This is a genomic window from Caulobacter sp., from assembly GCF_017744445.1.
Taxonomy (GTDB): domain Bacteria; phylum Pseudomonadota; class Alphaproteobacteria; order Caulobacterales; family Caulobacteraceae; genus Caulobacter.
This window is the reverse complement of sequence record NZ_JAGIBH010000006.1, coordinates 250,536-277,534: the sequence shown is the minus strand read 5'-3', so window position 1 is coordinate 277,534 and position 26,999 is coordinate 250,536. Positions and strand designations below refer to the sequence as shown.

The window sequence follows — 26,999 nt, the reverse complement described above, 5'->3', positions numbered from 1 at the left end:
GCCATGACCGACGCCGCCCAGATCGCTCAGCTTTATATCGACAGCTGGAACGAGACCGACGCCGATCGTCGCGCCGGCCTGCTGGCCGCGCTCTGGACCGAGAACGCCCGCTACGTCGACCCGATGATGGCCGGCGAAGGCCGCGCCCAGATCGACGCCCTGATCGCCGGCGTCCACCAGCAGTTCCCCGGCTTCCGCTTCGCCCTGTCGGGCAAGCCCGACGGCTATGGCGACAAGGTCCGCTTCTCGTGGACCCTGGGTCCGGACGGCCAGAGCCTGGTCGAGGGTACGGACTTTGGCGTCGTCGAGAATGGCCGCCTGAGCGTCGTCACCGGCTTCCTCGACAAGGTCCCGGCCTAGGCCTTGGGATAGCCGCCGACTTCGGCTTCGTCGTCGATCACCTTGCCCGTCCCGGTCTTCACCTCGCGGATGATCCGGCGGTCGACGGCGTCGCGGTCCCAGGGCCGGGCGCCGGCATTGGCCAGCACATAGGCCTCGACCTGGCTGGAGGGCATCAGCTTCAGCCCCTCCGGCCAGAATGGCGGCTTGGTCAGGTGCTTGATCTTGGGGAACGGATCGGTGTTGAGGATCCGCACCGGCGGCATCTCGGTCCCGTCGGCATAGTGGGCCGGGTTGTCGAAGGCGTAGAGCTCCAGATCGCCCTGCCCCTCGACAATCAGGAATGGCAGGTCCGGCCGGGTCGAGGCTCCGCCCTTCACGACATTGCCGGCGATCGCGAGCTGGCCCACGCGCCACTGGTGGCCGACCCACTCGCTGGCGTTCAGGGCGTAGTGCATGCAGCGCGTGCCGGGGTCGTAGATGAAATTGTTGACCGTCACCGCCTCGACCCCGCCCTTGAACAGCTGGTTGCGCTCGCGGTTGTGGGCATACAGGTTGCGGGTAATCAGCACGTCATAGGCATTGTCGTGGATCAGGCTGCCCTTGGAGTGCTCGCCCTTGACGTGGCTGGCGTTCGACAGCCCCTCGGCGACAATGTTGTTGCTGAAGGTGATGCGGTGCGAGGTCCCGTCACGCCACTTGGCCGGGTCCTCGCCGCCGGTGAAGCGCGGCCCCGAGGCCGACAGGTTCTCGTCGGTGGCCCAGCTGGTCGAGCAGTGGTCGACGATGACGTCGTAGGCCTTCCAGCAGGTGATGCCGTCGACCTCCCAGCCGCTTTTGCTGGGCTCGCCGTCGCGGCCCGCGCGGACGCGGATGTGGCGGACGATGACGTCGTGGCTCTCGATGGCCAGACTGCCCTTGATCAGGGTGATGCCCGGCGACGGCGCGGTCTCGCCGGCGATGGTCAGGAAGGGCTCGGTGACCTTGATGCTGTGACGGGCCAGGTCGATCACGCCGCCGACGTCGAAGACGATCGTGCGTGGTCCCTTGGCGGCGATGGCTTCCCGCAACGAGCCGGGACCGCCGCCGGCCAGGGTCTTGACCCGGATGACCTTGCCGCCGTCACCGCCGGGCGTCTTGCCGGCCCAGCCCAGGCGCTCGAACGGCGCCTTGCGCGGCGCGGCCATGACGAGGCCGGGCGTCGCCGCCAGGGCGGCGGCCAGCAGCGTGTCGCGTCGGGTGATCATCGTAACCCCTCCCTCTTTTCTTGTTTTTAGGCGCCGGTCGCCAGCCAGCTCACCGCATTGGCCAGCCAGCGCTGTTGCAGCGGCTTGACCATGTCCGGCAGCCGGTGGACCAGCACCCGCGCCTTGTCCTTGCGGACCGTGAAGCTGGCCGCGCCATTCTTGCGGTCGTGGTCGCGGCTATAGGCGGCGATGACCTCGATACCGTCGCCGTCAATCACCAGACCGTTCGAAGGCTGGCCCTCGACCTGATGCAGCACGCTCATGGCCATGTCGGCCGGCAGGCCGGCGAAGGTCGAGTGCGCCCGAACATAGTTCCAGTTGCCCATCCACGGCGCGCGCAGGCCGCCGACCTGGCCGGCATAGCTGAACAGACCCAGACCGGAGAGCTGCTCGGCGACGCCGTCGGCCAGGCCGTCTTCCTGGACCATGGCCAACAGCGGCGTGCCGGCCTTGGCGGCGGCCAGCACCTCGGGCGGCAGCTCGCCCAGCACGACGACCGGCTTCTCCCCCTTCTTGGGTTGGGCCTCCAGACCGGTCTGCTCGCCCACCTGGCGGCGGATGATCTCGTCGGTCTTCAGGCCGGAGGCGACGATGCCTGCGTAACGCACGCCCGGCTTGAAGTCCTCGACCACGACGTTGGGCGACGCGGTTAGCTGCTCGCGCAAACTCTTGGCGATGCCCGAGACGCCCAGCTTGATAGGCTTGGCGGGCTTGGCCGCAGCGGCCGTCACCCAGACCTCGCGATCGGAGACAACGTCGCCGAACGCCACGCGCAGAGTGTTCAGGCCCGGACGGGTCAGGGCCGGCGTGCGGAAGCTCTCGGCCAGCAGATAACTCAGCTGGTCCGACGTCTGAGCCGGGACCGGCCAGCGGCTCAGCTCCTGGACCGCCCCGCCCTCGCCCACCAGGCTCAGCACGACCTCGCCGGTCGCGGCCTGGCCGCTGTCGTTGAAGAACCAGATGTCCAGCTCGGCGGTCTCGCCGGCCGCATAGGCCAGGGCGCGCGGCTTGGCGATCGCCATCACCGGCCGCAGGGCTTGGCTCATCAGGGTCGGATCGGCCTTGAAGCCACGCAAAGCGTCGACGATGCCCGAGTGGTTCTCGATCGAGGTGGTCTCCCAGCCCGAGATCGCCGCCACGTCGACGGTCTCGCCCAGGCGGATGTTCTCAAGATAGTTGCGCCAGCTCTCATAGACCTTGCGGCCGACTGACAGCCACAGCTTCTCGGACGTCGGGAAGGCCTGTTTGAAGCCCCAGCGCTCGATATAGCTGTTGGTGGCCGCGACGATGTCCTTGTGGTCCTGCAGGTCGTAGCTCTTGCCGCCCTTGGCCAGGATTTCGACCACCATGGCCTCGTGGTTGTCGGCCGTGGCGCACCCCTGCATCTCGCCGAACTCGACGATGAAGGGCTTGCCCTTCTGCATGTGGATGTAGTCATCCTTGGACTTGTAGAAGCGGTCGTACCACTGGTCGCCCGCGCCCTGGTGCTCGACCCACCAGCCGCCCCATTGCTCGACGTCTGAGCGGTAGTAGTGGTCGTTGTACGGCAGGTACATGGCCTGGGCGGCGCCGCGCTTGACGAAGCCGTCGTTCAGGATGACCGCCCGGCTGGGATCCAGGTCGTGCATGGCCTTCAGAACGATCTGCACGTCCGGATTGGCCAGGTTCGCGCCGATCTCGTTCTGCAGGGTGTACTGCACCAGCGACGGCCGCGAGCGGAACGTCCGGACCATGGTCTTGCACTTCTCGAGCAGGAAATCGCGGCTGAACGTGTCGGCGTCCGACAGCTTCTCGCCGGGCTTGAGGTCGCGGCCGATGGCGTGGCGACCGCCGCCGGGCTCCATGACCCGCAGCAGGCCCATCTCGTCCATCGCGTCGAACACCTCGGGCTTGCCGACATTGCGATGGAAGTGCAGCGCGTTCAGGCCCAGGGCGTGGGCCGAGGTCACCTCGCGCTTGGCCAGTTCCGGCGTCGGCCACAGGCCGTTGAAACCCCAATAGCCCCACGAGATCGCCGAATAGAGCCGCACGCGGCGGCCGTTCAGGCGCAGCAGCGCGTCGGTCCCGACGCCGTCGACGCCAAACCAGCGGAAGCCGAAGCGCACCTCGCGCGTATCGACCACGCCCTTGGCCTCGGTCCAGCGGAAGCGCAGGCGGTGCAGGACGGGGGTCTTCAGGTCCCAGATCTGCGCGCCGGGCGCGGCGACCGTGAAGCGGATCCGCACGCGTTTGTCGTCCAGCGCTTTGACAGCCTCGACGCTGGCCGTGGCGGCGACCGGCGCGCCCTTGTCGTCGGTGAGTTCGACGGCGGCCTTGCTCTTCAGCTTGTCGAGGCCGCCCTTGGGCAGCGGTTTGTCGAGCACGACCTCCATGAAGCCGGTGACCTGCCGCGCGTTCGGCGTGTTCAGCACCCAGGCGTCGTCGATCCGCGCCGCGCGCGGGTGGACGCTCAAGGTCATGCCGCGATCCAGGCCGCCAAAGCCGTGCGAGGCGAAGAACTTCAGCTTGCCCCACATCATGGTGGTGGAGTCGCGCCAGTCGAACCGGCCGCCCGGATTGGTGATGCGGATCGACAGGCGGTTGGCCTCGCCGGGCTTCATGGCCTCGGAGAGATCGCAATGGATCGGCAGCTCCGACATGATCGAGTAGCCGACAAGCTGCTCGTTCAGGAACACCTCGGCCCGCATGCGCGCGCCGCGGATGTTCAACATCACGCGCTGACCCTTGGCCGAGGCCGGGATGTCGATGGCCCGGCTCCACCACGACACGCCCTTGTAGGCGCCGTAGCGCGGCACGTCGTCGTCCTCGGCGTAGCGGTACTCGTCCGCGCCATAGGGCCGCGTGCCGAACGCGCCCCAGAAGTGCTGCTCGACCGTGGTTGGCAGAGTGACGCTAATCGCCTCGCCCGAGGCCAACGCGTCCCAGCCGCCAGTCGGCGGGTTCACCGGCAGCTTGGCCAGCTCGAACGTCCCCGGCAGGTGGATGACGTCGTCCTTCCAGGCCGCGCCCTGGTCGATCCAGAGCCGCCAGCCGTCGTCCGGGATAGCCAAGGACGGCTCGGCGGCAAAGCCGGTGGTCGGGGTCAGGCCCGTGGCGGCGGCGACGCCCAGGCTGGTGGTCAGGAAGCTGCGGCGGTCGAGACGCATGGGATACTCGTTGCTCAGGGGTTCCAGCCGTCCGGGCCGGCCAGGAATTTGCGACGATCCCAGGCCTTGGCCTGGTCGTCGGTCAGCTGATGGGTGCGCGGCTCGCGGGTCTTGGGGCTCGCCCCCGGACCGGTCGAGGCGTACTCGGCGAAATAGGCGGTGTTCAGGGTGTCGGTCTTGCCCGGCGTCCACTCGCGCCAGCCGGCGGGGTCCAGCGGGGCCTTGATGCGCGAGCGCATGAAGATCACCGTGGCCAGCGGCCGCCAGGCGCGGCCGAAGAAGATGCCCTGGGCGTCCTTGTCGGCGGTGATCAGGGTGCGGTCGAAGACATAGGCGCTGTCCTGATCGGGCCGCACCTTGCTCTGGGCCGTGATCATCACGCTCTGGTGGGCGATGCCGTGGATGTGGCAGCGGTCGAAGAAGGCCTTGGCGTCGCCGAAGATGAAGTCGACGTGGCCCTCGATGTAGCAGTCCTTGAAGTACTGCCGGCTGGGCTTGTCCTTCTTGGAGGCGGCGTACAGCGTGTCCTGCGCGCCCAGCAGGCGCACCTTCTCCAGCACCGCACGGTCGGCGGTGATCGCCAGGGCCACCGCCTGCGAGGGCTGCGGATCCTTCAGATGATAGTCGTTCTGGATCGTCAGGTTCTTGGCTTTGAAGCCGTCGCCCGTGACGTTCATCGTGAACGACTTGAAGGTGCCGCCGGCGTTGCGGGCGCCGTCGCTCCAGACGATGACCACGTCCTGGGGCTTGGCGCCCTTGCCCACCAGGCGGACGTTCGGCTTGGCGATCGTCACCTTCTCCCGGTACTCGCCCGGTTGCAGCTCGATCGTGCCGCCGTCGGCCGGCAGAGCTTCCACGGCGGCGGTCAGGGTCTTGTAAGCGGCCTTGGGACCGACCCGCAGGGTCTCGGCGGAAGCGATATGGCTCAGCGCCATCGCCAGCAGCAGGCCCAGGAACAGGCGCTTGCCGATCATGCGCGCACCAGGGCGCCATTGCGCACCACCAGGCGTGCGGTCTGACCCTTCTTCAACGCCACCTTCAGCGTCGAGCCGGCATGGACCACCGTATGCTCGCCTTCGGCCTTGGCCGTCAGCACCGCTTCGGAAAGCCTGCCGCCCGCCCAACGGACATCGACACCAACCGCACCGCGCGCCCGCAAGCCGGTGATGTGTCCCGTTGGCCAGGCCGACGGCAGGGCCGGCAGCAGGTAGATGCGGGCGTTGCGGCTCTGCAGGATCATCTCGGTCATGCCCGAAGTTCCGCCGAAATTGCCGTCGATCTGGAACGGCGGGTGGGCGTCGAACATGTTCGGATAGGTGCGCTCGGGACCCAGCAACAGCTTCAGGATGCCGTGAGCGTGATCCCCGTCGCCCAGGCGCGACCACAGGTTCAGACGCCAGGCGATGGCCCAGCCGGTCGAGAGGTCGCCGCGCGTGACCAGGGTGGTCTTGGCCGCCGCCGCCAGCTTGGGCGTGGTGTCGATCGAGATCTGGTCCGACGGGAACAGGCCGTACAGGTGCGAGACGTGACGGTGATGGATGTCCGAAGCGTCGGCGTCCCAGTCCTCCTGCCACTCCTGCAACTGGCCGTCCTTGCCGATCTTGTACGGGGCCAGCTTGTCGCGCGCCGTCTTCAGTTCGGCGACGAAGTCTTCGTCGCCGCCCAGGATGGCCTCGGCCTTCAGGCAGTTCTCGAACAGGTCGCGAACGATCGCTTGGTCCATGGTAGGGCCGGCGACGATGGACGAGCCGTAGCCGTGGTTGTTTTCCGGCGAGATCGACGGATTGGTGACCAGCACGCCGAACTTGGGATCGACCACCAGGGTGTCGAGGAAGAAGCGCGCCGAGCCCTTCATCAGCGGATAGACCCGCTCCAGATAGGCCTGGTCGCGACCATAGTCGTAGTGGTCCCAGACGTGCTTGCACAGCCACGCGCCGCCGGTCGGCCAAACGCCGAACTTGGCGCCGTCGATCGGCGCCGTCGCCCGCCACAGGTCGGTATTGTGGTGCGTGACCCAGCCGCGCGCGCCGTACATGGCCTTGGCCATCCGCGCGCCGGTCTCGGAGATGTCCTTCACAAGCGCGATCAACGGCTCGACCAGCTCGGGCAGGCTGGTCGGCTCGGCCGGCCAGTAGTTCATCTCGGTGTTGATGTTGATCGTGTACTTGCCGCCCCAAGGCGCGAACGTCTTGTCGTTCCAAACGCCCTGCAGGTTGGCCGGCTGGCTGCCTGGACGCGAGCAGGCGATCAGCAGGTAGCGGCCGTACTGATAGTAAAGCGCCGCCAGGGACGGGTCGTCGGTAGTCGGCGACTGCTTGATGCGCTCGTCGGTCGGCAGCAGGTCGGCGCGGGTGCGGCCGAAGTCGACGCTGACACGGCGAAACAGCCCCCGGTGATCGGCCTGGTGCTCGGCCAGCAGCTCGGTCCACGGCTTGGTCGCCAGCTTGGCGAGCTTCGCCTTGTTCAGCGCCGTCGGATCGCCGGAAACGTCGTCGTAGCGCTTGTAGCTGGTCGCCGCCGTGATCAGCAGCAATACCTCGTCGGCGCCCTTCACCGACAACACGCCACTCTGCCCGCTGACCTTGCCGCCCTTGGCGCGGACGTCGATGCGGCACTCGAACTTCAGCTTGGCGTCGATGCCTTGCGAGGGTTCGTTGGCGCCCGCCAGGACCAGATGGTTTCCCTCGACCGACGAGACCGGCTTGGACTTCAGCGGGCTGGCGAAGGTCAGGTCGACGCTGATCGCGCCCTTCTTGCTAGCGGTCAGGCGCACGGCGATCACGCCGTCCGGCGCACTGCCGATTACCTCGCGCAGATACCGCACGCCGCCGGCCGTGAAGCTGGTGGCGGCCAGAGCGCCGTCGATGTCGAGGTCGCGGACATAGTCAGCGCCGGCCTCGCCCAGGCCCGGGAAGTCCAGCTTCAGGTCGCCGATCGTCTGGTACGACATCTGGCGCTTGGGCGAGCCCATGAACTTGGCGTCGGCCAGTTCGGTGGCCTTGGCGTACTCACCCGCATTGATGAGACGGCGGATCTCCGGGAGCGCGCCGTTAGCTTCCGGATTGATCGGCTCGTACGGGCCGCCGGCCCACAGGGTGTCCTCGTTCAGCTGCAGCCGCTCGGCCGCGACGCCGCCGAAGATCATCGCCCCCAGCTTGCCCGAGCCGACCGGCAGGGCCTCGACCCATTCCTTGGCGGGTTGACGGCACCAGAGGCGCAGCGGGCCGGCCTTGGCCTGGGCGGCGCGCGCGGGCGCGGCGGTCAGGGCCGAGGCGGCGCCCAGGACGGCGAGCGTAGAGCGGCGGGTCAGGGTCATGGGAAGCCTACTGGATCAGGTAGCGGCGCAGGGCCGGCACGGATTTCGACAGCTCGTCGGTGACGATCGCCGAAAAATAGTCGGCGCCGACGACGCCCAGGTGCGTGTAGTCGAACGACAGCCTGGCCTGGCCCATCGGTTCGACGGCGGCGTTGTTCTGGGCCGTCGGCGCGGGCGCCCTTGGCAGGGCCGGAACGCCAGTGCTGGCCGGGATCGTCGTGCCGGTCTTGGCCGCCGCATCGACCACCTCGGTCGAAGGCGGACGCTGGGCGAACTTCATGGCCTCGACGGGTACCATGGCCTGGACGGCGGCCTGGCTGCGGGCGTGCAGGTCGACCAGCGGGGTGTTGGTCTCGGTCGCGACCTTGCGAACGGCGTCGGCCCAAGGCCCCAGATCGTCCTGCAGCTTGCCGTCCTTGAACTGGCGACGCGTCAGCGGCGTGACCAGGATCGGCTTGCCGCCGACGGCCCGCACCTCGTCGACATAGCGCTTCATGTTGACCGGAAACTCGGTCGCCAGATCCGTCGAGCGGCCCGGCTTGCCCGGCTGGTCGTTATGGCCGAACTGGATCAGCACATAGGTGTCGGTGAAGCCGCCCGACTTGATCTCGTCCATGGCCAGGGCCCACGAGCCCTCGGCGCGGTAGTTGCCGCTGGAGCGGCCGCCGCGCGCCAGGTTGATGCAGGCGGCGAACGACGTCACGTGCCAGCCGCAGAAGCTGGGACCCCAGCCGCCTTGCACGGCGCTGGTGGAATCCCCGATCAGCACGATCTTGATGGCCCGGAACTTTGGCGGCGCGACCTCAGCGGTTTGCGCCTGCGCGGCCAGCGGCGTTAGCGCCAGGGCGGTGGCCAGTGTCAGGCCCTTCAAACGCATGGGTCACTCCGAAGAAGATGAGCGGCGTCGGGGATGAAGGACCGACGCCGCCCCAGTTGGCACCTCGGGAGGAGGTGGTCTCGAACGCCTAGGTGCGGCCAACGAAATGCCGTTGGCCGGCAACGCTGCACGCGGCGATTTCGGAGTGTGCGGCGAGGGAATCGCACAGGGCCGAGCGGCGCGGCGCGCGCTGTGGCTTAGTCATCGTTTCCTCCCGACTGGCGGCCATCCAGGGGCCGTTCTCACCGGATCTCTGTCACCGGTGTCATCGAGATAAGCATGCCCAGAGAACTGGAAAAAGCGGAAAGTTACCGGTAACTTCTAGAAATATATGAATTTTCCTTGCGTCAGCGAAACCAGATTTCAACAACGTTTCACGCTCGCCGATCCGCACAAGAAAGTTCCGGATTTGCTCGAATTGTCCGACAAGCCATTGATCGACGCACCGATCCCCCGCATCGTCTGTCGCAACAAGGATACCGAGAACAATCGGGGAGTGGCGGTGTCCGGGGCGGAGCGGCCGAAGCGTCGAATCGTTGCGAGTGTGGTTTGGCGTAGTCGGACCGCTCAAGCGTTCGCGCGCTCCCTATGAAACCTCCCCACGTGCTCGGATCAGCGACGGCTCTGGCCGCGCTTCTGGCCAGCGTTCCGGCCATGGCCGCGCCCGGTCCGACGGCCTATGCTTTCGACCAACCCGCGCAGCCCCTGGCCCGCGCCCTGCTGGCCGTCTCCGAACGCACGGGCGTCGTCGTCCTGGCCCCCGCTTCGCTGATCGCCAATCGACAAGCGCCCGCCCTGCGCGGAACGCTGTCGCTGCCAACGGCCCTCTCGACCCTGCTGGCCGGGTCGCGCCTGACCTTCGTGATCGGCGCCGACGGGGTGGTCACGATCATCCCGGCCGCGCCCCAGGCCACTCGGCCATCTCGCCGCCCTCCTCCGCCTCCACCTGCCCCGCGCCGGTTCGATGACGAGCCCCCGGCCGAGGTCGCGCCGGTCGCCGTCACGGCCATCGCCAATGCCGACCTGCCGGCCTACCTCAAGCGCCGCACACCCTCGCCCATCGACATCCTGACCGAGGACGAGATCGCCCGCTCCGGCGCGATCAGCCTGGGCGACGCCTTGCGGGAGCTGCCCGGCGCGGCGGCCGTCAGCGACGGCGGTGAGACCCGCCAGATCGCCCTGCGTGGCGTCGCCAGCCGCTTCACCCGCGTGCGCATCAACGGCATGGAGACCTTGGCGACCTTCGGCGGCGCCAATGTCGGCGGCGGCACCAATCGCGGCCGGGCGTTCGACTACAACGTCTTCGCCGCCGACCTCTTCCGGCAGATCAAGGTGCAGAAGACCGCCACCGCCGACATCGATGAAGGCTCGCTGGGGGCCACGGTCGACATCCGCACCCGCTCGGCCTTCGACCTGCGCGACAAGAGCGTATTGCTTTACGGCGAGCAAAGCTGGAACAGCCGCGCCGACCGCCTGGCGCCGCGTGGCTCGATCGTCGTGTCGCGTCGCCTGGCTGACGATCGCCTGGGCGTGCTGGTCTCGGCCGCCTATTCGCGCCGCTACGCCGTCGACGCGGGCACCACGGCTGGCGGTTGGCAGACGGGCGAGGCGCTGTATCCCGGCTTCGGCGCGGTTCGCGGCAACGCCAGCCTGGATCAGGTCAACGCCGCCCTGCACGCCCGCATCCCGCGCCTGGAGCTGATGACGGCGGACCAGTCGCGCCTGGGCCTGACCGGCGCCCTGGACTGGCGCCCCTCGGACCGCACCCGCGTTTCGCTGGACCTGCTGTACGCCAGCCTGCGCGCCCGACGGCACGAATATCTGCTGGAAAGTTTTACCTTCCGCACCGCCGGCCCGTGCGGCCCGGCCGCCGCGCCGATCTGCGGCCTGAACGCGGTGACCGCGATCGATCCGGTGATCCGCACCGGCAAGGGACCGGACGTGCTGCTGGCCGGGATCTTCGACGGCGTCGATGTGAAGTCCGAAGCCCGCTACGACGAGCTGGACACCATCTTCCGACAGGCCACCCTGTCGGCGACCCAACTATTCGCAAACGGGATCGAGGCCACCGCGCTGCTGGGCTTCTCGCGCTCGGACTTCAGCAATCCGGTGCAGAACACTCTGCACATGGATCAGTATGGGGTGAACGGCTTCGTCTACGACTTTCGCGACGCCTCTCGCCCGTACATCGGCTACGGCGACGCGGTGTTGGACCAAGCCTCGGCCTGGACGCTTTCGGAAGTCCGCGACGATCCCAACTGGGTCGACAACAGCTACAAGACCGCCGGCCTGGACCTGAAGGGCGCGGCGCGCGGCCTGGAGTGGCGCGCGGGCGTGCTGCACAAGGACTACCGAACCGAGGCCGTCAGCCTGTCGCGCTCGAACGGCACGACCGCCAACCTGAACGGCTCGATCCCCGCCGCCCTGGCCGCCGTGCCGATCGCCGACTATGTCCGCATGGTCGGCGCGAATGCGTCGTTCGGCGCGGTGAACCCTCCTGGCCCGTGGCTCGCGCCGGATATGTTCCGAGGCCTGACCCTGCTGCGTCAGGCCTGCGCCCAGGCCGCCTGCGACGCCTTCCGCCTGGGCCGCGAACCGGCCGCGGCCACCAACTACGCGATCGGCGAGCGCGACGACGCCGCCCATGTCCTGATCTCACGTCCCCGCCAGAACGATCGCCAGCTGTGGGGCGACGTCGGCCTGCGCCTGGCCCGGACAGCGCAGGACGCGCGCGGCTCGCAGGTCCAGGCCGATGGCAGCCTCAAGCCTGTCCGCGCCAAGCGCAGCTATCTGGACCTGCTCCCGTCGGCCAACCTAGTGTGGGAGCCGGCTGCCGATTGGACCGTGCGGATGGGCGCGGCGCGGGTGATGGTCCGTCCCGACCTGCGCAGCCTGCGTCCCGGCTTCACCATCTCGACCCCCAGCCTCAAGAGCGTCTCGGCGGGCGATCCGAACCTGACGCCGACCCGCGCCACCACCTTCGACCTGGGCGCGGAATGGTACGCGCCGAACGGCGGCGCGGTGACGGTCTCGGCCTATCACAAGGCGATCGCCTCGGTGGTCCAGCAGACCATCAGCCCGCCGGCGCTGTTCTCGACCAATCCCTACGGCCTGCCCGACAGCGTAGCGGCCCAGGCTTGCGGCAGCACGCCCGGCTGCGATCCGGCTCTGCCGATCTGGCAGTTCGTGCGCCCGGCCAACACGGGCAAGGGTCGATTGAGCGGGCTGGAGATCTCGGGTTTCACGCCCCTGGGCGCACCGGGTTCGACGCTGGCGCGGTGGCGGCTGCAGGGTTCGCTGGCCTATACGCGCTCCAAGGTCCGCTACCGAATGCCCAACGGCGCGATGGAAGCGATCCAGGACTCGCTAGGCGGGCCACGCTTCGTGGGCAATCTTTCGCTGAACTATGACGGCCGTCGCCTGGACGCTCGGGCGGGGATCAGCCACCGCGGTCGTTATCTGGGCAACGTGCCCGCCGTGACTGGCGGCGACGCCGAGGGTTTCGACGCTCTGACCACGGTCGATGTGTCAGTGCGCTACCAGATCTCGCCGCAACTGACCCTCGCGGCAGACCTGGCGAACCTCACCGACCCGGCGGCGCGCCAGTTCATCGATCGCAGCCAGATCCCAAACTACCAACACCGCACGGGCCGGGACGTCCGCCTGGGACTGCGCTACCGATACCGCTAAGGCTGGTCGTCCAGAGCGAAGATCTGCTGCATCGCCAGCCACTTCTCACCGTCAGCGGTGCCCGGCAGCGGCTGCTGGAACTCCCACATCAGGCGCTCCCAGGCCTGGACGTCCTCGGAGGCCATGTCGGCGGCAGCCTTGGCTTCCGCAGAGAAGGCCGGGCCGGTCTCCATGATCATGAACAGCCGCGTTCCCAGCCGCCAGATCTGCATGTCCCGGATGTCGGCGGCGCGGATCGACGCGATCACTGCCGGCGGTACGGCCCCGCCCGCATGCCAGGCCTCGTAGCGTTCGATCAGCGCCAGATCGTCCTTGAGGTCCAGGGCCAGGCAGTGGCGCATATCTAGTTGATCCAGCCGCCGTCGATGATGTGGATCTGGCCGGTGGTGAAGCTCGACTCGTCGCTGGCAAGGTACAGGGCCAGCTGCGCCAGCTCCTCGGCCTTGCCCAGGCGGCCCATCGGCTGACGGGCGGTGAAGGCCTTGTGGGCGGCCTCGTAGTCGCCGGTCTCGGCCAAGCGTTGGTTCAGCGAAGGCGTGTCGACCGTGCCCGGGCAGATGGCGTTGCAGCGCACGCCCTGCCCCACGAAGTCGGCGGCCACGGCCTTGGTCAGGCCGATCACGGCCGCCTTGGTGGCGCCGTAGGCGAAGCGGTTGGGCACGCCTTTGATCGAGCTGGCCACCGAGGCCATGTTGACGATCGAGCCCTTCCCGGCCGCCAACATGGCCGGCAGGAAGGCGCGGATCGTGCGGTACTGGGCGGTGACGTTGATGTCGTTCGAGAACGCCCAGGCCTTCTCGTCGCAGTCCAGGATCGTACCGGCATGGACATAGCCCGCGCAGTTGAACAGCACGTCGATGGCGCCCAGTTCGGCCGCCAGGGCGTTGATGGCGTCCAGGTCCAGCACGTCCAGGCGACGGCCTTCGCAGCCCTCGACCTTGGCCAGCAGGTCTTCGTTCAGATCGGTGGCGATGACCCGTGCGCCTTCGCGGGCGAACAGCTCCGCGCTGGCCTTGCCGATGCCCTGCGCCGCTGCCGTCACCAGCGCGGTCTTCCCCGAAAGTCGTCCCATGGATACGCCCCTTAACTCGCGCGCCGCAGCGGCAGGCAGGCCGGACCGATCGGGTCAAAGGCCTTGTAGGTGAGGATGAATTCCTGGTGGCCCAGCGCCTCGGACACTGTCCGCTGGCCGCCGGCCACCGAAAGCACCAGGTCGAAGATCTCGTCGCCGACCTCGTCCAGCGTGCCGCGCCCTTCCATGATCCGGCCGGCGTCGACATCCATGTCGCCCGACAGCTTGCGGTAGGTCTCGGGATTGGCGCAGACCTTGATCACCGGCGAGACGGCCGAGCCGACCACCGAGCCGCGCCCCGTCGTGAACAGCGTCAGGTGGGCTCCGCAGGCGATCAGCTCGACGATCTCGGCATTGTCCGAGATGTTGGGGAAACCGAACCGAACCTCACCGTCCGGCACCACATCCAGCAGGTAGAGCCCGCCGCTGGGCGGCAGATCACCGGGTTTGAGGATGCCGACGATCGGGGCCGATCCCGACTTGGAATAGGCCCCCATCGACTTTTCTTCCTGGGTCGTCAGGCCGCCCTCGGCATTGCCCGGCGCGAAGCTGCCGTAGCCCATGACGGTGTAATAGGCCTCTGCCTTGCGAACGCTGGCTTCCAGTTCGACGCCTAGCTCCGGGGTGATGGCCCGGTCGGCCATGATCTTCTCGCAGCCGACCAGTTCGCCGGTCTCCTCGAACACGCAGGCCGCCCCGGCCGCGCCCAGGCGGTCGAAGGCCCGGCCGACGGCGGGGTTGGCGGTGATGCCGCTGGTGCCGTCCGAGCCGCCGCAGATGGTGCCGATGACGAGCTCGGAGACATCCATAGGAACACGGGCAGTCTGCTCTGCGACGGCCTTCAGGCGGGCCACGGCCTCGACGCCCTTGCGGATGGTCTCGGCGGTGCCGCCGCTCTCCTGGATGACCAGAATCTCGACCGGCCGGCCGCTGGCTGCGATCGCCTCGCGCAGGGCTTCGCGGTTGAAGCTCTCGCAGCCCAACGAGATCAGCAGTACGCCGCCGATGTTGGGATGGGTCCCGATCGCCTGCATGACCTTCAGGGCGTAAGCGTTTGGATAGCAACCCGGAAAACCGATCAGATGAACGTCGGGATCGTCACTCTTGGTCACAATCGTGCGGGCCACATGGTGGGCGCACTCGACCAGATAGGCTACGGCCACGACGTTGCGGATGCCCTTGCGGCCGTCGGCGCGCAGGTAGCCCTGGATGCTCATCAGCCTCGGCCCTCGCCGGTCGCCAACCGGGTATGGCTGGCGATGTAGTCGCTCTTCATGTTGTGCATGTGGACGTGCTCGCCAGCCGTCACCGAGACGGTCATGGAGCCGATCGGCGCCCCGTACTTCAGGATCTTCTCACCGGCGACCAGCGCGCGGCGGGCAATCTTGTGGCCGACCGCGACAGCGCCGGGCGCGACCAGTTCGGCGCCATCGATCTCGATCGTCTGGCCAGCCAGGATCGGCTCGGCCAGCACCAGGACGTTGTCGTCGGGATGCAGCAGGATAGGCTTCATGCGGCGGCTCGTGTAGCGGGGGCATCGAGACGGATCAGACCTTCGCTCCTGAGGTCAGACCACAGCGCATCTGGAATAGTCATGTCCAGCCAGCGGGTTGCATCGGTCACCTGAGCCGGCGTCGCCATGCCCGGAATGACGCTCAGCACCGCCGGATGGGCCAGCGGGAACTGCAACGCCGCAGCGGCCAGAGGCACACCGTGGACGGCGCAGACCCGGCGCAAGCGCTCCACTCGCTCGACGATCTCGCGGGGCGCGGTCTCGTAGTTGTAGTGCAGCGTGCCGGTAGTCTCGACCAGGGCGCCGGAATTGAATGGGCCGCCGACGATGATGCCGACGCCACGCGAGACGCAGCGCGGCAGGAAGCTCTCCAGCGCCGTCTGCTCCAGCAGCGTGTAGCGGCCGGCGAGCAGGAAGACGTCGACATCGGCGTGGTCGAGGACCTCCTCGCAGACCGCCTGCTCGTTGACGCCCAGGCCGATCGCACCGACCGCGCCGCTGTCCTTCAACTCGCGCATGGCCGGGTAGCCGCCCTCCAGGAAGTCGCGCATGTGGCCCGCATGGGCGTCGCCATGGGTCGCACGGCCCAGGTCGTGGGCCAGCAGCACGTCGACCCGGTCGCGCTTCAGACGGCGCAGGCTGGCCTCGAAGGACCGCAGGACGCCGTCGCGGGTGTAGTCGAACACCGGCTCGAATGGCGCGGCGTCGACGAAGCCGTGACGCTCGCGCTCGGTTGTCTGGATCGGCTCCAAGCGCCGACCGACCTTGGTCGAAATCATCACATCGCGCCGGACCAGGGCCTCGCCCAGGCGGGTCTCGCTAAGGCCGAAACCGTAGTGCGGCGCGGTGTCGAAATAATCGATGCCAGAGACCAAGGCGGTGTCGATGACGTTACGCGCCGCGCCGTCCGACATGGCCGCATAGAGATTGCCCAGGGCCCCGCCGCCGAACCCCAAACGCGGCAGACGCGCCAAGGTCGCCGACCGTTGCTCGCCGCCTGCCATTCCCGCTTCCATCCCGTTTATTTATAAAATCGATCTTGCTGATAAAATTCCATTCCAGGCGAGGCAAGTCAATCGACAGACGCCGAAACTCTCGCCCGACTAGGCTGTTGGCCGGATCTCGCTGGTGACCTCGGCGGCCGCCTTCTGCATGGCCGCGATGGTGTCGGCCACCGGCAGCGCGCTTGGCGTATCGACATACGGACAGGTCAGGGCCGCCGACACGCCATTCGGGCCATGGATCGGCACGGAGAGGTCGACCACGGCCTTGGTCACATAGCTGTCGGCGCGAACATAGCCGTCCTTGCGGGCCTGAGCGGCGCTGGCCTGGAAGGCCTTCCAGGTCCCGGCGGACGCCCCGCTCTTCAGCGTCTCGTCCCAGCGCGCGCGGATGCTTTCGGGCTGGAAAGCGTAGAGCACCAGACCCGAGGTCGCCTCCACGATCTGGCGGCGATAACCGACACGGACCGAGAAACCCTGGTCCCCCGGGGCCTCGATGCGCGCGACGACGACCATCTGGTCGCCGCTGGCCACGGCCAGGTGGCAGGACTGGCCGATCTTCTGCGCGACCGAGCGCATGACCGGCAGGGCCGCTTCCATCAGATCCTTGGCCGGCGCGCGGGTCATGCCCAGGGCGAACAGTTTGTTGGTCAGGACAAGACCGTCCTCGTCGGCGGCGCGCCCGACATAGCCCCGCGCCTCCAGCACCTGGACCATGCGAAACAGCTCGCTGGACGAGCGGTCCAGGGCGTTGGAGATCTGGGCCAGGGTCAGGCCGCCACGATGGGCGGCCAGCAATTCCAGCACGTCGAGGCCCTTCTCCAGGGCGGGCGCACGGTATTCTCGCTTCTTGGCGGGCAGGTCGGACATGCCTTCTATAAGCGATAGAATCGCCGCGCCGTCTCGCCGAATTGCGCGGGATGCTGCTCTGGCGGGAGCCAGGCCTCGCACATGGCGCGCCAGGACGGGTAGTCACCGGCCAGGTTCAGCACGGGCCAGTCGCTGCCCCACATCAGGCGATCAGGGCCGAAGACGTCGATCAGATGCCTTGCGTAAGGCGTAACCGCCTCGGCGGTCGGCGCATCGCCAGCTTCGGTCAACAAGCCCGAGAGCTTGCAATGGACGCCGGGTTGCGCGGCCAGCGCCGCCATTTGATCGCGCCAGGGGTCCAGGCGCGCGGCCGCGATCTCCGGCTTGGCGCCATGGTCGATCACGACGCGCAGTTCAGGCCAGCGATGGAGTAGTTCCAGTATGGCCGGCAGGTGACGCGGCTTGACCAGGGCGTCGAACGACAGGTCCGCCGCGATCACCGCCTCGATGGCGGGCGCGAGCTTGGGGTCGAGGATCCAGTCGCTGGCCAGATCCTGCAACATGGGCCGCAAGCCCTTCAGCCATGGATCCCGCGCTAGGGCCGCGATCCGGTCCGCCGCGTCGGGCGCGGTCAGGTCGGTCCAGCCCACGACGCCTAGCGCGAGCGGGTCGGCGGCGGCCAGTTCCAGCAGCCATTCGGTGTCGCGGTCGCTCGGCTGAGATTGCACGAGAACGACACCAGAAAGATCAGTAGATTTAGAAGCTTGCACCAGACCTCTGAGGTCAAAATCACGATGGATCACCGCCAAGTCCGGCGTTGGCCATTCGTGGTCGTTATGGCCGATCCGCCAGACATGACAGTGAGCGTCGATCAGCACGCGACGATGGCCTTGATGACGCCGGCCGACGGCTCCATCCAACCCGGCAGGGCTGCTGCAAGATCTTTCAGCAAGGCGCTGTGTGTATTGAGTTCTTTCGTCGGAACACGACCCGCGCGCATGGCGGCCAGCACGTAGTCGAAGTCCTCCAGCGTGGCGTTGCGGCTGGCCAGCAGCGACATCTCGCGCTTATGGAATTCGGGATCCGAGAAGGTGATGTCGGCCGCGACGACCGAGATCAGCACATAGGTCCCACCATGGCCAACATAGCCAAAGCCCTGCTGCATGGCCGCGGCGCTACCGGTGGCGTCGAACACCACGTCGTAGAAGACGCCTTCGGTCAGGGCCGAGAGCGCTGCCGACGTTTCGTCGCTCAGCGTCACGATGTGGTCGGCGCCCAGGTGGTCACGGCAGAAGTCCAGACGATCGGCCCGGCCGTCCAGGACCGTCACCTGGCCGCCGGCCAGCTTGGCGAACAGGGCTGCGGCGATGCCGATCGGCCCCGCTCCGACGACGAGCACCGACTGGCCGGGCTCGATCCTGGCGCGGCGCACGGCATGGGCGCCGATGGCCAGGAATTCGACCATGGCGGCCTCATCCAGCGAGACGCCCTCGACCTTGCGCACGAAGCCGGCCGGCACGGTCAGGTACTCGCGCAGCCCGCCATCCATGTGCACGCCCAGCACGCGGATGTTCATGCAGCAGTTGGATTTGCCCTTAGCGCAGGCCGCGCAGGTCCCGCACGACAGGTAGGGCATGACATAGGCGTGGTCGCCCTCGCCTAGCCCGCTGCCGTCCGGCGCCGAAACCACCTCGCCCGACAGTTCGTGGCCCATCACGCGCGGATAGCTGAGATAAGGCTGGGTCCCGCGATAGATGTGCATGTCCGTGCCGCAGATCCCGACCCGGCGCACGCGCAGCAGCACCTCGCCGGGACCTGGCGTCGGTTGCGCACGCTGCTCCAACTTGAGCTCACCCGGCGCGGCGCAGACCAAGACATCCATCATTTCTAGTGACCTCCAGCCAGGACGGCATCGTGGGCGGTGACGTCGCGGCGCTTGGCGGTCAGGCCAAAGACGCCGACGACAGCGAAGCAGACGCAAGGAACAAGGATCGCGAAGCGGATGGCGCTGGCGTCGGAGATCGCGCCCATCACCGCCGTCAGGACCGCCCCGCCAATGATGCTCATGACCAGGAACGACGAACCGGTCTTGGTCAGCGGCCCCAGCCCCTTGATCGAGCTGGCGAAGATGGTCGGGAACATGATCGACATGAAGAAGCTGGTCGAGGCCAGGGCCAGCAGACCCAGATGTCCGCCGATCGCGACGGCGGCCAGGGTCAGGACCACATTGGCGGCGGCGAACACCGCCATCAGCCGCGAGGGATCGACCTTGCTCATCAACGCTGTGCCGGCAAAGCGACCGGCCATGAAGCCGACCAGTGACCACGACAAGTAGGCGGCCGCGGTCTTCTCGCCCATGCCCGGAACCTGGTCCTGGGCGTAGCGGATCATGTAGCTCCACACGCCCACCTGAGCGCCGACATAAAAGAACTGGGCCGCTACGCCGAATAGGAAGCGCGGACGCGAGAACAGGCCCAGGATAGGCTTGTCGACGCGTTCCTCGTGCTGGTCCGCCTCGGTCGGGCGGCTGGCCTGGGGCGGGAACTTGGTGATCGCCACCAGCACCACCCATAGGATGACCACGCCGGCAATGATCAGATACGGCAGCTGGGTCGACTTGGCCTCGGCCGCCTGAAACGCCGACAGCTGGGCCGGGGTCATGGCGGCGAATTCCGCCTTGGTTGGCTCGACACCCGACAAGATGAACTGGCGGCCCACGACGACAGCGGTGATCGCACCCAGCGGGTTGAAGGCCTGGGCCAGGTTCAAGCGCTGCTCGGCCTTGGCCGGATCTCCCAGCACAGTGATCAGCGGATTGGCCGAGGTCTCCAGGAACGCCAGGCCCGAGGCGATGACGAACAGGGCGCTGAGGAAGAACTCGTAGCGGCGCAGCTCGGCGGCCGGCCAGAACAGCAAGGCCCCTGCCCCGAAGAGCGTCAGGCCGACGATCACCGCGGCCTTGTAGCCGTAGCGGCGCATCAGCAGGCCGGCCGGCAGGGCCAGGAAGAAGTAACCCAGATAGAACGCCGACTGCACCAGGCCCGACTGCAGGTCGGTCAGGAAGAAGGCCTTCTTCAGGTGGGGAATTAGGACGTCGTTGAGGTTGTTCGCGACGCCCCACAGGAAGAACAGGGCGACGATCAGCACCAGCGGCGCCCAGCCCGTACGCGAGCTCGAGCCTTGAGACATGGATGTTTCCTCCGGCGCCTCTCGTTGAGCGCCTGTAGAGATGGACATCATATATGAATTGGATCGTCAAATATGAAATGTCGGGAGCGCCGTGCGAACGGCGCTCCCGAAACGACTATTCGACAGCCCTATTCGACAGCGACCACCACGACCGACTTGGACGGGATGTCCAAGGTCAGCTTGTCGCCCGACAGCTTCGCGCCCTTGAAGGCGACCGGCGCCACGGCCGGCTTGGCGCCGAAGGCGTTCATGGCGTCCATCTTGTCGGCGGTCATCACCTGGCCCGACACGGCCTTGGCTTTCAGCGCGCCCAGGGCCACCGAGAGCTTCAGGCTGTCGTCCGGCGCCATATTGGCGATGGCGATGTAGGTCTTGCCGTCCTTGCCCTTGGCGGCCGAGGCGTTGAAGGCCGGGATCTTGGTCCCGCCCACGTCGATCTCGGGCGCGGTCACGTCCAGCGGGATCGCCGTCGAGTCCTGGAAGGGCACGTACATCTTGTATGCGTAGTAGGTCGGGGTCAGGACGATCTTGTCGCCCTGGGTCAGGATCATCGCCTGCAGCACGTTGATGGTCTGGGCGATGTTGGTCATCTTCACCCGGTCGGTGTGGTGGTGGAAGATGTTGAAGTTCGCCGCCGCCAGGACGCCGTCACGCAGCGTGTTGAGCTGGTAGAGGTGCCCCGGATTGGTGCCCGGCTCGACATCGTACCAGGTGCCCCATTCATCGACATAAAGACCGATCCGCTTGCTCGGATCGTTCTTGTCCATGACCGCGATGTGCTTCTGGAGCAGGTCCTCCATCCGCAGGGTCTGGGCCATGGTCTTGCTCCAGGCCGCCTTGTCGAAGCCCGTGGCCGCGCCCTTCTTGGACCAGACGCCGGTCGGGATCGTGTAGTAGTGCAGCGAAATGGCGTCCATGAACTTGCCGGCGTTCTTGGTCACGACGTCGGTCCAGTTGACGTCGAACGAGTTGGCGCCCGAGCCGATGCGCATCGCCGGATTGTCGTCGTTCTTGTGGAAGAACGCCGAGAAGCGACGGTACTCGTTGGCATAGTACTCGGGCGTCATCTCGCCGCCGCAGCCCCAGCTCTCGTTGCCGATGCCGATGAACGGCACCTTGAACGGCTTGTCGCGGCCGTTGGCGCGGCGCTCCTGGGCCAGAGTGTCGTCACCCGGCGAGGTCATGTACTCGATCCACTCGCGCATCTCGGTCGGGTCGGACGAGCCCATGTTGATCGAGACGTAGGGATCGGCGCCGACCTGCTCGGCGAAGTCCATGAATTCGTGGGTGCCGAAGGCGTTGGTCTCGGGCGAGCCGCCCCACCAGTTGTTCTTGCGCGAGGGACGCTTGTCGCGCGGGCCGATGCCGTCGCGCCAGCGATACTCGTCGGCGAAGCAGCCGCCCGGCCAGCGGATCACCGGCACGCGGATGTCCTTCAGCGCCGTGACCACGTCGGTGCGGATGCCGCGGACGTTGGGGATCTTGGAATTGGTCCCGACCCAGACGCCGTCATAGATGCCCGCGCCCAGGTGCTCGGAGAACTGGCCATAGATGTAGCGCGAGATCGGCGCGCCCGGCTGGTCTGCCTTCAGGGTCGCCGAAGCGGTCAATTCGGCGGCCTGTACGCTCGCCGCCATCGCCAGGGCCGCGATCGCCGCGCCCAGGAATATCTTGGCCTTCGCCATGGTGCTTCCTCCTGACGGGGCTTTACGCGCCCCTGAAAATCGTTGGGCGTTTTGGTAGCAGGCTTATTTTTGTCCTACAATAACCAGCAACGCTTCCGACGATCCCAGCTTATGGGACACGCCAAAGCTCGCGCGTTGACGGCTTGGCAGCATCAATATACTCGGACAATAAATCGAGAGTGGCGTCAGCCGCCGAAGCCCGCATCGACGGAGAGGAAACGATGCCCGCCATCCCGCAAAGCGCGCCGCCCACGGCGAGCGCCGACGCCCCGCAGAAGGCTTACGGCTCGGCCCTGAGCCTGCTGGCCAGCCTGTTCTTCATGTGGGGCTTCATCACGGTCATCAACAACACGCTGCTGCCGCACCTGCGCAGCGTGTTCGTGCTGGACTACACCCGCACGACCCTGATCGAGTCCGTCTGGTTCATCGCCTATTTCGTGGCCTCGATCCCGTCGGCCAAGCTGATCGAGCGGATCGGCTACCAGAAGGCCATCGTCGTTGGCCTGCTGGGCATGGCGGTCGGGGCGGCCATGATGGTTCCGGCGGCGATGCTGGCCTCGTACGGCCTGGTGCTGACGGCGCTGTTCGTGATCGCCAGCGGCATCACCCTGCTGCAGGTGGCAGCCAATCCTTATGTCGCCGTGATCGGTCCGCCCGAGACCGGCTCGGCCCGCCTTAACCTGGTGCAGGCCTTCAACTCGCTGGGCACTACCCTGGCGCCGCTGTTCGCCGGCTACCTGATCCTGGGTCGCTCCAAGAGCGGCACGGCCGGGACCGATGTCGTCCTGACCCAGGCCGAGCGCTACGCCGACGCCCAGTCGGTGATCCTTCCCTATGTGCTGGTGACCATCGCCCTGATCCTGCTGGCCGTGGTCATGGGCCGCGTGAAGCTGCCGGCCATCGGCCAGGCCACCCAGCGCTCGTCGCGCGAGGAGCGCAAGAAGCTGTCCCTGTGGTCGCACCGAAACCTGGTGTTCGGCGTGCCGGCCATCTTCATCTACCTGATCGCCGAGATTGGGGTCGCCAACCTCTTCATCAACTTCGTCTCGCAGCCCAACATCGCCGCGATCACCCATGAGGAGGCCTCGCGCTACCTGGCTATCCTGTGGGGCGGCATGATGGTGGGCCGGTTCCTGGGCAGCGTGCTGATGCGCCGCTTCCCCGCCGAGCACGTCCTGGCCGCCTTCTCGATCGGCGCGTTCGTGGTGATGATCATCACCACCTTCGCCCATGGCCCGGTGGCCATGTGGTCGCTGATCGCGGTGGGCTTCTTCCACTCGATCATGTTCCCCACGATCTTCACCCTGGGCATCAAGGGCCTGGGGCCGCTGACCGAGGAAGGCTCGGGCCTCTTGATCATGGCCATCGCCGGCGGCGCGCTGGTGATCGTCCAGGGCTGGCTGGCCGACACCTTCGGCCTGCAGACCTCGTTCCTGCTGACGGCGGCCTGCGAGATCTATGTGCTGTTCTATGCGCTGTGGGGCTCGAAGGCGACCAACGCCCTGCCCGACCAGCACGTCGAATAGGGCGCGCGCCATGACCGGACCGTCGCGCCGTACCGCCCTGAAGACCGGGGCCGCGCTCGGCGCGGCGGCCCTGGCTGCGCCCGCCTTCGCGCAGCCCCCCAAAACGAAGCTGGAAAGCTTTCCCCTGTCGCAGGTGCGACTGAAGCCCTCGCGCTTCCTGACCGCCCAGCAGACCAACCAGCGCTACCTGCTGTCGCTGGAGCCCGATCGCCTGCTGCACAACTTCCGCGCCGGCGCGGGCCTGACGCCCAAGGGCGAGGTCTACGGCGGCTGGGAGAGCCGTGGCATCGCCGGCCACAGCCTGGGCCATTACCTGACCGCCGTCTCGCTGATGTGGGCCCAGACCGGCCAGCCCGAGTTCAAGCAACGCGCGGCCTACATCGTCGAGGAGCTGGCCGCATGCCAGGCCGCCAATGGCGACGGCTACGCCGGCGGCACGACGGTCGACCGCGACGGCAAGACGATCGACGGCAAGGTCATCTATGAGGAGATCCGCACCGGCAAGATCAGCGCCTCGGGCAACCTCAACGGCGGCTGGGTGCCGATCTATACCTATCACAAGGTGCTGGCCGGCGCGCTGGACGCCCATCTCTACTGCGGCGATCCCAAGGCCCTGGCAGTTGCCGTCGGCTTGGGCGGATATCTGGCTGGCGTGTTCGAGCCGCTGGACGCCCGGCAGATCCAGACCGTGCTACACGAGGAACACGGCGGCATCGTCGATAGCTTCGCCGAGCTGCATGCGCGCACCGGCCAATCGCGCTGGCTCGACATGGCGCGCCGCCTGCGGCACGACGAGATCATCAATCCCCTGATCGCCGGCCGTGACGAGCTGGCCGGCAAGCACGCCAACACCCAGATCCCCAAGCTGATCGGCGAGGCCCGGCTCTATGAGACCGGCGGCGACACCGATGCGGCCAAGGCCGCGATGTTCTTCTGGGAGACGGTCGTCGACGACCACTCCTACGTAATCGGCGGCAATTCCGAGTTCGAGCACTTCGGCAAGCCGCGCCAGCTGTCGACACGCCTGGGCCAGCAGACCTGCGAGTGCTGCAACAGCTACAACATGCTGAAGCTGACGCGCCACCTGCACGGCTGGACTGGCGATAGCCGCTACTTCGACGTCTACGAACGCGCCCACCTGAATCACATCCTGTCGCAGCAGGACCCCGACACCGGAATGTTCACCTACTTCTCGCCGCTAGCCTCGGGCTATGCCCGGGGCCACTCGACACCGACGGACTCGTTCTGGTGCTGCGTCGGGACCGGCATGGAGAACTATTCCAAGCTGGGCGACAGCATCTTCTGGCGCGACGGCGAACGGGTGCGGGTCAATCTCTACTACCCAGCGACGCTGGACTGGTCACAGAAGGGCGTGAAGCTCGAGATCGACACCGAGTTTCCGTACAGCGACAGGGTGGTCCTGACCCTGGCGAAGGCCAAGACGCCGACACCGATCTCGCTGCGGATCCCAAGCTGGTGCGCGGCGCCGTCGGTGAAGATCAACGGCCAAACCCGGACGATCACGCCCAAGAACGGCTATGTCGACCTTACACTTAAGGCTGGCGATCGTGTGACACTGACCTTGCCGATGACGGTGCGCACGGAAAGCATGCCGGACGCTCCGGATTTGATCGCCTTCCTGAATGGTCCCCTGGTGCTGGCCGCTGATTTGGGCTCACCCGACCAGCCTTGGGACAGCTTCGATCCGGTGGTGGTCGGGACCCCTGCTCTGACGCCGGCCAGCGGCGCGCAGCGATTCACCCTGGACGACAATAGCCGTCCCCAGAACCTGGCCCTGCGTCCCTATCTCGAGCAGCACCACAACCGCACGGCTGTCTACTTCCGTCGCCTGAGCCAAGCGCAATGGACCGAAGCCGAGCCCCGCCTGGTCGCCGAGGCCAAGGTCCGCGCCGACATTCGCGACCGCACCGTCGACACCATTCGCTTCGGCGAGCAGCAGCCCGAGGTCGACCACGACCTGAAGGCCAGTCGCGGCACCCAGGACAGCGGCAACCTGACGGTCCGCAGCCGCATCCTGAACAAGGGCTCGATCGCCTTCCAGATGGCGACCGCGCCCGGGCCGCTGACCCTGGAGGTGACGTATGACGGCGCGCCTCGGAACAAGGACTTCCGGATCCTGGTCGAAGGCCAGGAGATCGCGCATGAGACGCTGCCGGGCGAGCGCACCGGGCCGCTGAACGTGAAGACCTATGCCCTGCCCCAGGCCCTGACGGACGGTAAGCGCAAGGTGACGGTGAGCTTCGAAATGGCCGCCAATCAGTGGGCGGCGGTCTTCGAGGCGCGGGTGTTCAAGGCGGCGCGCTAAGCGCCGCCCCTCACCAATCTAGTGATTATCGCGCGGCAGGCCCTTGGTCTGGGCGATGCGCTGGTACTTCACGGCCGGCTCCAGCACCGCGCCGGTGTCCATCTGGCCGACGACGGCGCGCTGCATCTCCTGCCAGGGCGTCTGGCTCTCCGGATACTTGAAGCCGCCGGCGGCTTCCAGCGCCTTGCGACGCTCGACGATCTCGCTGGGCGAGACCAGCACGTCGACGCGCGACTTGCGCAGGTCGAACCGCACCTTGTCGCCGCTCTTCAGCAAGGCCAAACCGCCGCCCGCCGCCGCTTCGGGCGAGGCGTTGAGGATCGACGGCGAGCCCGAGGTGCCCGACTGACGGCCATCGCCGATGCACGGCAGCTGATGGATGCCCTGCTTGATCAGGTAGTTGGGCGCCCGCATGTTCACGACCTCGGCCGCGCCCGGATAGCCGATGGGGCCCGCGCCGCGCATGAACAGGATCGAGTTGGCGGTGATGCCCACCGACGGATCATCGATCCGGTGGTGATAGTCCTCGGGCCCGTCGAACACGATGGCCTCGCCCTCGAAGGCGTCGGGGTCGTCGGGGTTGGACAGGTAGCGGTCGCGGAACTCCTGGCTGATCACGCTGGTCTTCATGATCGCCGAGTTGAACAGGTTGCCGCGCATCACCGCGAAGCCGGCCCGCTCGACCAGCGGCCTGGAGAACGGACGGATGACGTTCTCGTCCTCGATCGTGGCGCCACGGTACTGCTCGCCGATGCTCTGGCCGGAAACGCAGCGCGCCTCCTCGCGGATCAGGCCCTGCTCGATCAGCTGCCCGAACACCGCCGGCACGCCGCCGGCGCGGTAGTAGTCCTCGCCCAGATACTCCCCGGCCGGCTGCAGATTGACCAGCAGCGGCACGTCCTCGCCGGTCTGCTGCCAGTCGTCGATGGAAAGCTCGACGCCGACATGGCGCGCCAGGGCGTTCAGGTGGATCGGGGCATTGGTCGAGCCGCCGATGGCCGAGTTGACGACGATGGCGTTCAGGAACGCCTCACGGCTCAGGATGTCGGAGGGTTTCAGGTCCTCATGCACCATGTCGACGATGCGCAGGCCCGTGCGGTAGGCATTCTCTTGCCGGTCGCGATACGGGGCCGGGATCGCCGCCGAGCCGGGCAGCGACATGCCCAGCGCCTCGGTCAGCGAGTTCATCGACAGCGCCGTGCCCATGGTGTTGCAGTGGCCGACCGAGGGCGATGACGCCGTGGCCAGCGTCATGAAGCCTT

20 protein-coding genes are annotated in these 26,999 nt (G+C 67.2%); 4 read left to right on the top strand and 16 right to left on the bottom strand.

Annotation, left to right across the window (positions count from 1 at the left end; all coding sequences use genetic code 11):
• The first annotated feature begins 3 nt into the window (after window positions 1-3).
• Complete coding sequence (locus J7528_RS11180) at window positions 4-360, top strand: nuclear transport factor 2 family protein (RefSeq protein WP_291874042.1); 357 nt, start codon at window positions 4-6, stop codon at window positions 358-360.
• On the opposite strand, the gene J7528_RS11175 is transcribed toward J7528_RS11180, so the two are convergent.
• The 5 genes from J7528_RS11175 to J7528_RS11155 are packed head-to-tail and all read right to left on the bottom strand — an operon-like array spanning window position 357 to window position 8,925.
• Window positions 357-1,586: a pectate lyase gene (locus J7528_RS11175; RefSeq protein WP_291874040.1), complete on the bottom strand. Its 1,230-nt coding sequence runs from the start codon at window positions 1,584-1,586 to the stop codon at window positions 357-359. The genes J7528_RS11180 and J7528_RS11175 overlap by 4 nt on opposite strands.
• 26 nt (window positions 1,587-1,612) lie before the next feature.
• Window positions 1,613-4,732, bottom strand: coding sequence for a sugar-binding domain-containing protein (locus J7528_RS11170; protein WP_291874038.1), 3,120 nt, complete (start codon window positions 4,730-4,732; stop codon window positions 1,613-1,615).
• Between the two features lie 14 nt (window positions 4,733-4,746).
• Window positions 4,747-5,706, bottom strand: coding sequence for a pectinesterase family protein (locus J7528_RS11165; protein WP_291874036.1), 960 nt, complete (start codon window positions 5,704-5,706; stop codon window positions 4,747-4,749).
• Window positions 5,703-8,048, bottom strand: coding sequence for a glycoside hydrolase N-terminal domain-containing protein (locus J7528_RS11160; protein ID WP_291874034.1), 2,346 nt, complete (start codon window positions 8,046-8,048; stop codon window positions 5,703-5,705). Before J7528_RS11160 ends, J7528_RS11165 begins: the two co-directional genes overlap by 4 nt.
• Before the next feature lie 7 nt (window positions 8,049-8,055).
• Window positions 8,056-8,925: a rhamnogalacturonan acetylesterase gene (locus tag J7528_RS11155; protein ID WP_291874032.1), complete on the bottom strand. Its 870-nt coding sequence runs from the start codon at window positions 8,923-8,925 to the stop codon at window positions 8,056-8,058.
• Between the two features lie 603 nt (window positions 8,926-9,528).
• Here J7528_RS11155 and J7528_RS11150 point away from each other — a divergent pair.
• Window positions 9,529-12,615: a TonB-dependent receptor gene (locus J7528_RS11150; protein WP_291874030.1), complete on the top strand. Its 3,087-nt coding sequence runs from the start codon at window positions 9,529-9,531 to the stop codon at window positions 12,613-12,615.
• Here the strand turns inward: J7528_RS11150 and J7528_RS11145 are convergent.
• The 10 genes from J7528_RS11145 to J7528_RS11100 form a co-directional block, all read right to left on the bottom strand.
• Window positions 12,612-12,956, bottom strand: a complete 345-nt coding sequence (locus J7528_RS11145; protein ID WP_291874028.1) for an L-rhamnose mutarotase — start codon at window positions 12,954-12,956, stop codon at window positions 12,612-12,614. The two genes, J7528_RS11150 and J7528_RS11145, sit on opposite strands and share 4 nt — an antisense overlap.
• 2 nt (window positions 12,957-12,958) lie before the next feature.
• The gene (locus tag J7528_RS11140) at window positions 12,959-13,687 is read right to left on the bottom strand and encodes an SDR family oxidoreductase (protein ID WP_291874026.1); all 729 of its coding nucleotides are present in this window, start codon (window positions 13,685-13,687) and stop codon (window positions 12,959-12,961) included.
• Between the two features lie 11 nt (window positions 13,688-13,698).
• Window positions 13,699-14,904: a UxaA family hydrolase gene (locus tag J7528_RS11135; RefSeq protein ID WP_291874024.1), complete on the bottom strand. Its 1,206-nt coding sequence runs from the start codon at window positions 14,902-14,904 to the stop codon at window positions 13,699-13,701.
• Entirely contained in the window at window positions 14,904-15,200 is a 297-nt protein-coding gene (locus J7528_RS11130; RefSeq protein WP_291874022.1) for a UxaA family hydrolase, read from the bottom strand. Before J7528_RS11130 ends, J7528_RS11135 begins: the two co-directional genes overlap by 1 nt.
• Window positions 15,197-16,174 (bottom strand): aldo/keto reductase, encoded by a 978-nt coding sequence (locus tag J7528_RS11125; protein ID WP_291874020.1) that lies wholly within the window; start codon window positions 16,172-16,174, stop codon window positions 15,197-15,199. The genes J7528_RS11130 and J7528_RS11125 overlap by 4 nt, the downstream gene beginning before the upstream one ends.
• 129 nt (window positions 16,175-16,303) lie before the next feature.
• Window positions 16,304-17,071, bottom strand: coding sequence for an IclR family transcriptional regulator (locus J7528_RS11120; protein ID WP_291874018.1), 768 nt, complete (start codon window positions 17,069-17,071; stop codon window positions 16,304-16,306).
• Between the two features lie 5 nt (window positions 17,072-17,076).
• Window positions 17,077-17,889: an amidohydrolase family protein gene (locus tag J7528_RS11115; protein ID WP_291874016.1), complete on the bottom strand. Its 813-nt coding sequence runs from the start codon at window positions 17,887-17,889 to the stop codon at window positions 17,077-17,079.
• Window positions 17,883-18,896 (bottom strand): zinc-binding alcohol dehydrogenase family protein, encoded by a 1,014-nt coding sequence (locus J7528_RS11110; RefSeq protein WP_291874014.1) that lies wholly within the window; start codon window positions 18,894-18,896, stop codon window positions 17,883-17,885. The genes J7528_RS11115 and J7528_RS11110 overlap by 7 nt, the downstream gene beginning before the upstream one ends.
• A 2-nt stretch (window positions 18,897-18,898) precedes the next feature.
• Entirely contained in the window at window positions 18,899-20,200 is a 1,302-nt protein-coding gene (gene fucP / locus J7528_RS11105) for an L-fucose:H+ symporter permease (protein ID WP_291874012.1), read from the bottom strand.
• Between the two features lie 128 nt (window positions 20,201-20,328).
• On the bottom strand, window positions 20,329-21,885 hold the full coding sequence (locus J7528_RS11100; RefSeq protein ID WP_291874011.1) for an alpha-N-arabinofuranosidase: 1,557 nt from the start codon (window positions 21,883-21,885) through the stop codon (window positions 20,329-20,331).
• Window positions 21,886-22,106: 221 nt separating this feature from the next.
• On the opposite strand from J7528_RS11100, the gene J7528_RS11095 reads away from it, so the two are divergent.
• On the top strand, window positions 22,107-23,411 hold the full coding sequence (locus J7528_RS11095) for a sugar MFS transporter (protein WP_291874009.1): 1,305 nt from the start codon (window positions 22,107-22,109) through the stop codon (window positions 23,409-23,411).
• A gap of 10 nt (window positions 23,412-23,421) precedes the next feature.
• On the top strand, window positions 23,422-25,737 hold the full coding sequence (locus J7528_RS11090; RefSeq protein WP_291874007.1) for a glycoside hydrolase family 127 protein: 2,316 nt from the start codon (window positions 23,422-23,424) through the stop codon (window positions 25,735-25,737).
• 18 nt (window positions 25,738-25,755) lie between these two features.
• Here J7528_RS11090 and J7528_RS11085 read toward each other — a convergent pair.
• Window positions 25,756-26,999: dihydroxy-acid dehydratase (locus tag J7528_RS11085; protein ID WP_291874005.1), on the bottom strand; the 1,244-nt coding region annotated here is incomplete at its 5' end.

Excerpts from the sequence above, each read along its gene's own strand:
- J7528_RS11160 (WP_291874034.1), bottom strand. The coding sequence starts at position 8,048 with ATGACCCTGACCCGCCGCTCTACGCTCGCCGTCCTGGGCGCCGCCTCG.
- J7528_RS11145 (WP_291874028.1), bottom strand. The coding sequence starts at position 12,956 with ATGCGCCACTGCCTGGCCCTGGACCTCAAGGACGATCTGGCGCTGATC.
- J7528_RS11180 (WP_291874042.1), top strand. The coding sequence starts at position 4 with ATGACCGACGCCGCCCAGATCGCTCAGCTTTATATCGACAGCTGGAAC.
- J7528_RS11110 (WP_291874014.1), bottom strand. The coding sequence starts at position 18,896 with ATGATGGATGTCTTGGTCTGCGCCGCGCCGGGTGAGCTCAAGTTGGAG.
- J7528_RS11090 (WP_291874007.1), top strand. The coding sequence starts at position 23,422 with ATGACCGGACCGTCGCGCCGTACCGCCCTGAAGACCGGGGCCGCGCTC.
- J7528_RS11130 (WP_291874022.1), bottom strand. The coding sequence starts at position 15,200 with ATGAAGCCTATCCTGCTGCATCCCGACGACAACGTCCTGGTGCTGGCC.
- J7528_RS11095 (WP_291874009.1), top strand. The coding sequence starts at position 22,107 with ATGCCCGCCATCCCGCAAAGCGCGCCGCCCACGGCGAGCGCCGACGCC.
- fucP (WP_291874012.1), bottom strand. The coding sequence starts at position 20,200 with ATGTCTCAAGGCTCGAGCTCGCGTACGGGCTGGGCGCCGCTGGTGCTG.
- J7528_RS11170 (WP_291874038.1), bottom strand. The coding sequence starts at position 4,732 with ATGCGTCTCGACCGCCGCAGCTTCCTGACCACCAGCCTGGGCGTCGCC.
- J7528_RS11165 (WP_291874036.1), bottom strand. The coding sequence starts at position 5,706 with ATGATCGGCAAGCGCCTGTTCCTGGGCCTGCTGCTGGCGATGGCGCTG.
- J7528_RS11175 (WP_291874040.1), bottom strand. The coding sequence starts at position 1,586 with ATGATCACCCGACGCGACACGCTGCTGGCCGCCGCCCTGGCGGCGACG.
- J7528_RS11120 (WP_291874018.1), bottom strand. The coding sequence starts at position 17,071 with ATGTCCGACCTGCCCGCCAAGAAGCGAGAATACCGTGCGCCCGCCCTG.
- J7528_RS11155 (WP_291874032.1), bottom strand. The coding sequence starts at position 8,925 with ATGCGTTTGAAGGGCCTGACACTGGCCACCGCCCTGGCGCTAACGCCG.
- J7528_RS11100 (WP_291874011.1), bottom strand. The coding sequence starts at position 21,885 with ATGGCGAAGGCCAAGATATTCCTGGGCGCGGCGATCGCGGCCCTGGCG.
- J7528_RS11140 (WP_291874026.1), bottom strand. The coding sequence starts at position 13,687 with ATGGGACGACTTTCGGGGAAGACCGCGCTGGTGACGGCAGCGGCGCAG.
- J7528_RS11135 (WP_291874024.1), bottom strand. The coding sequence starts at position 14,904 with ATGAGCATCCAGGGCTACCTGCGCGCCGACGGCCGCAAGGGCATCCGC.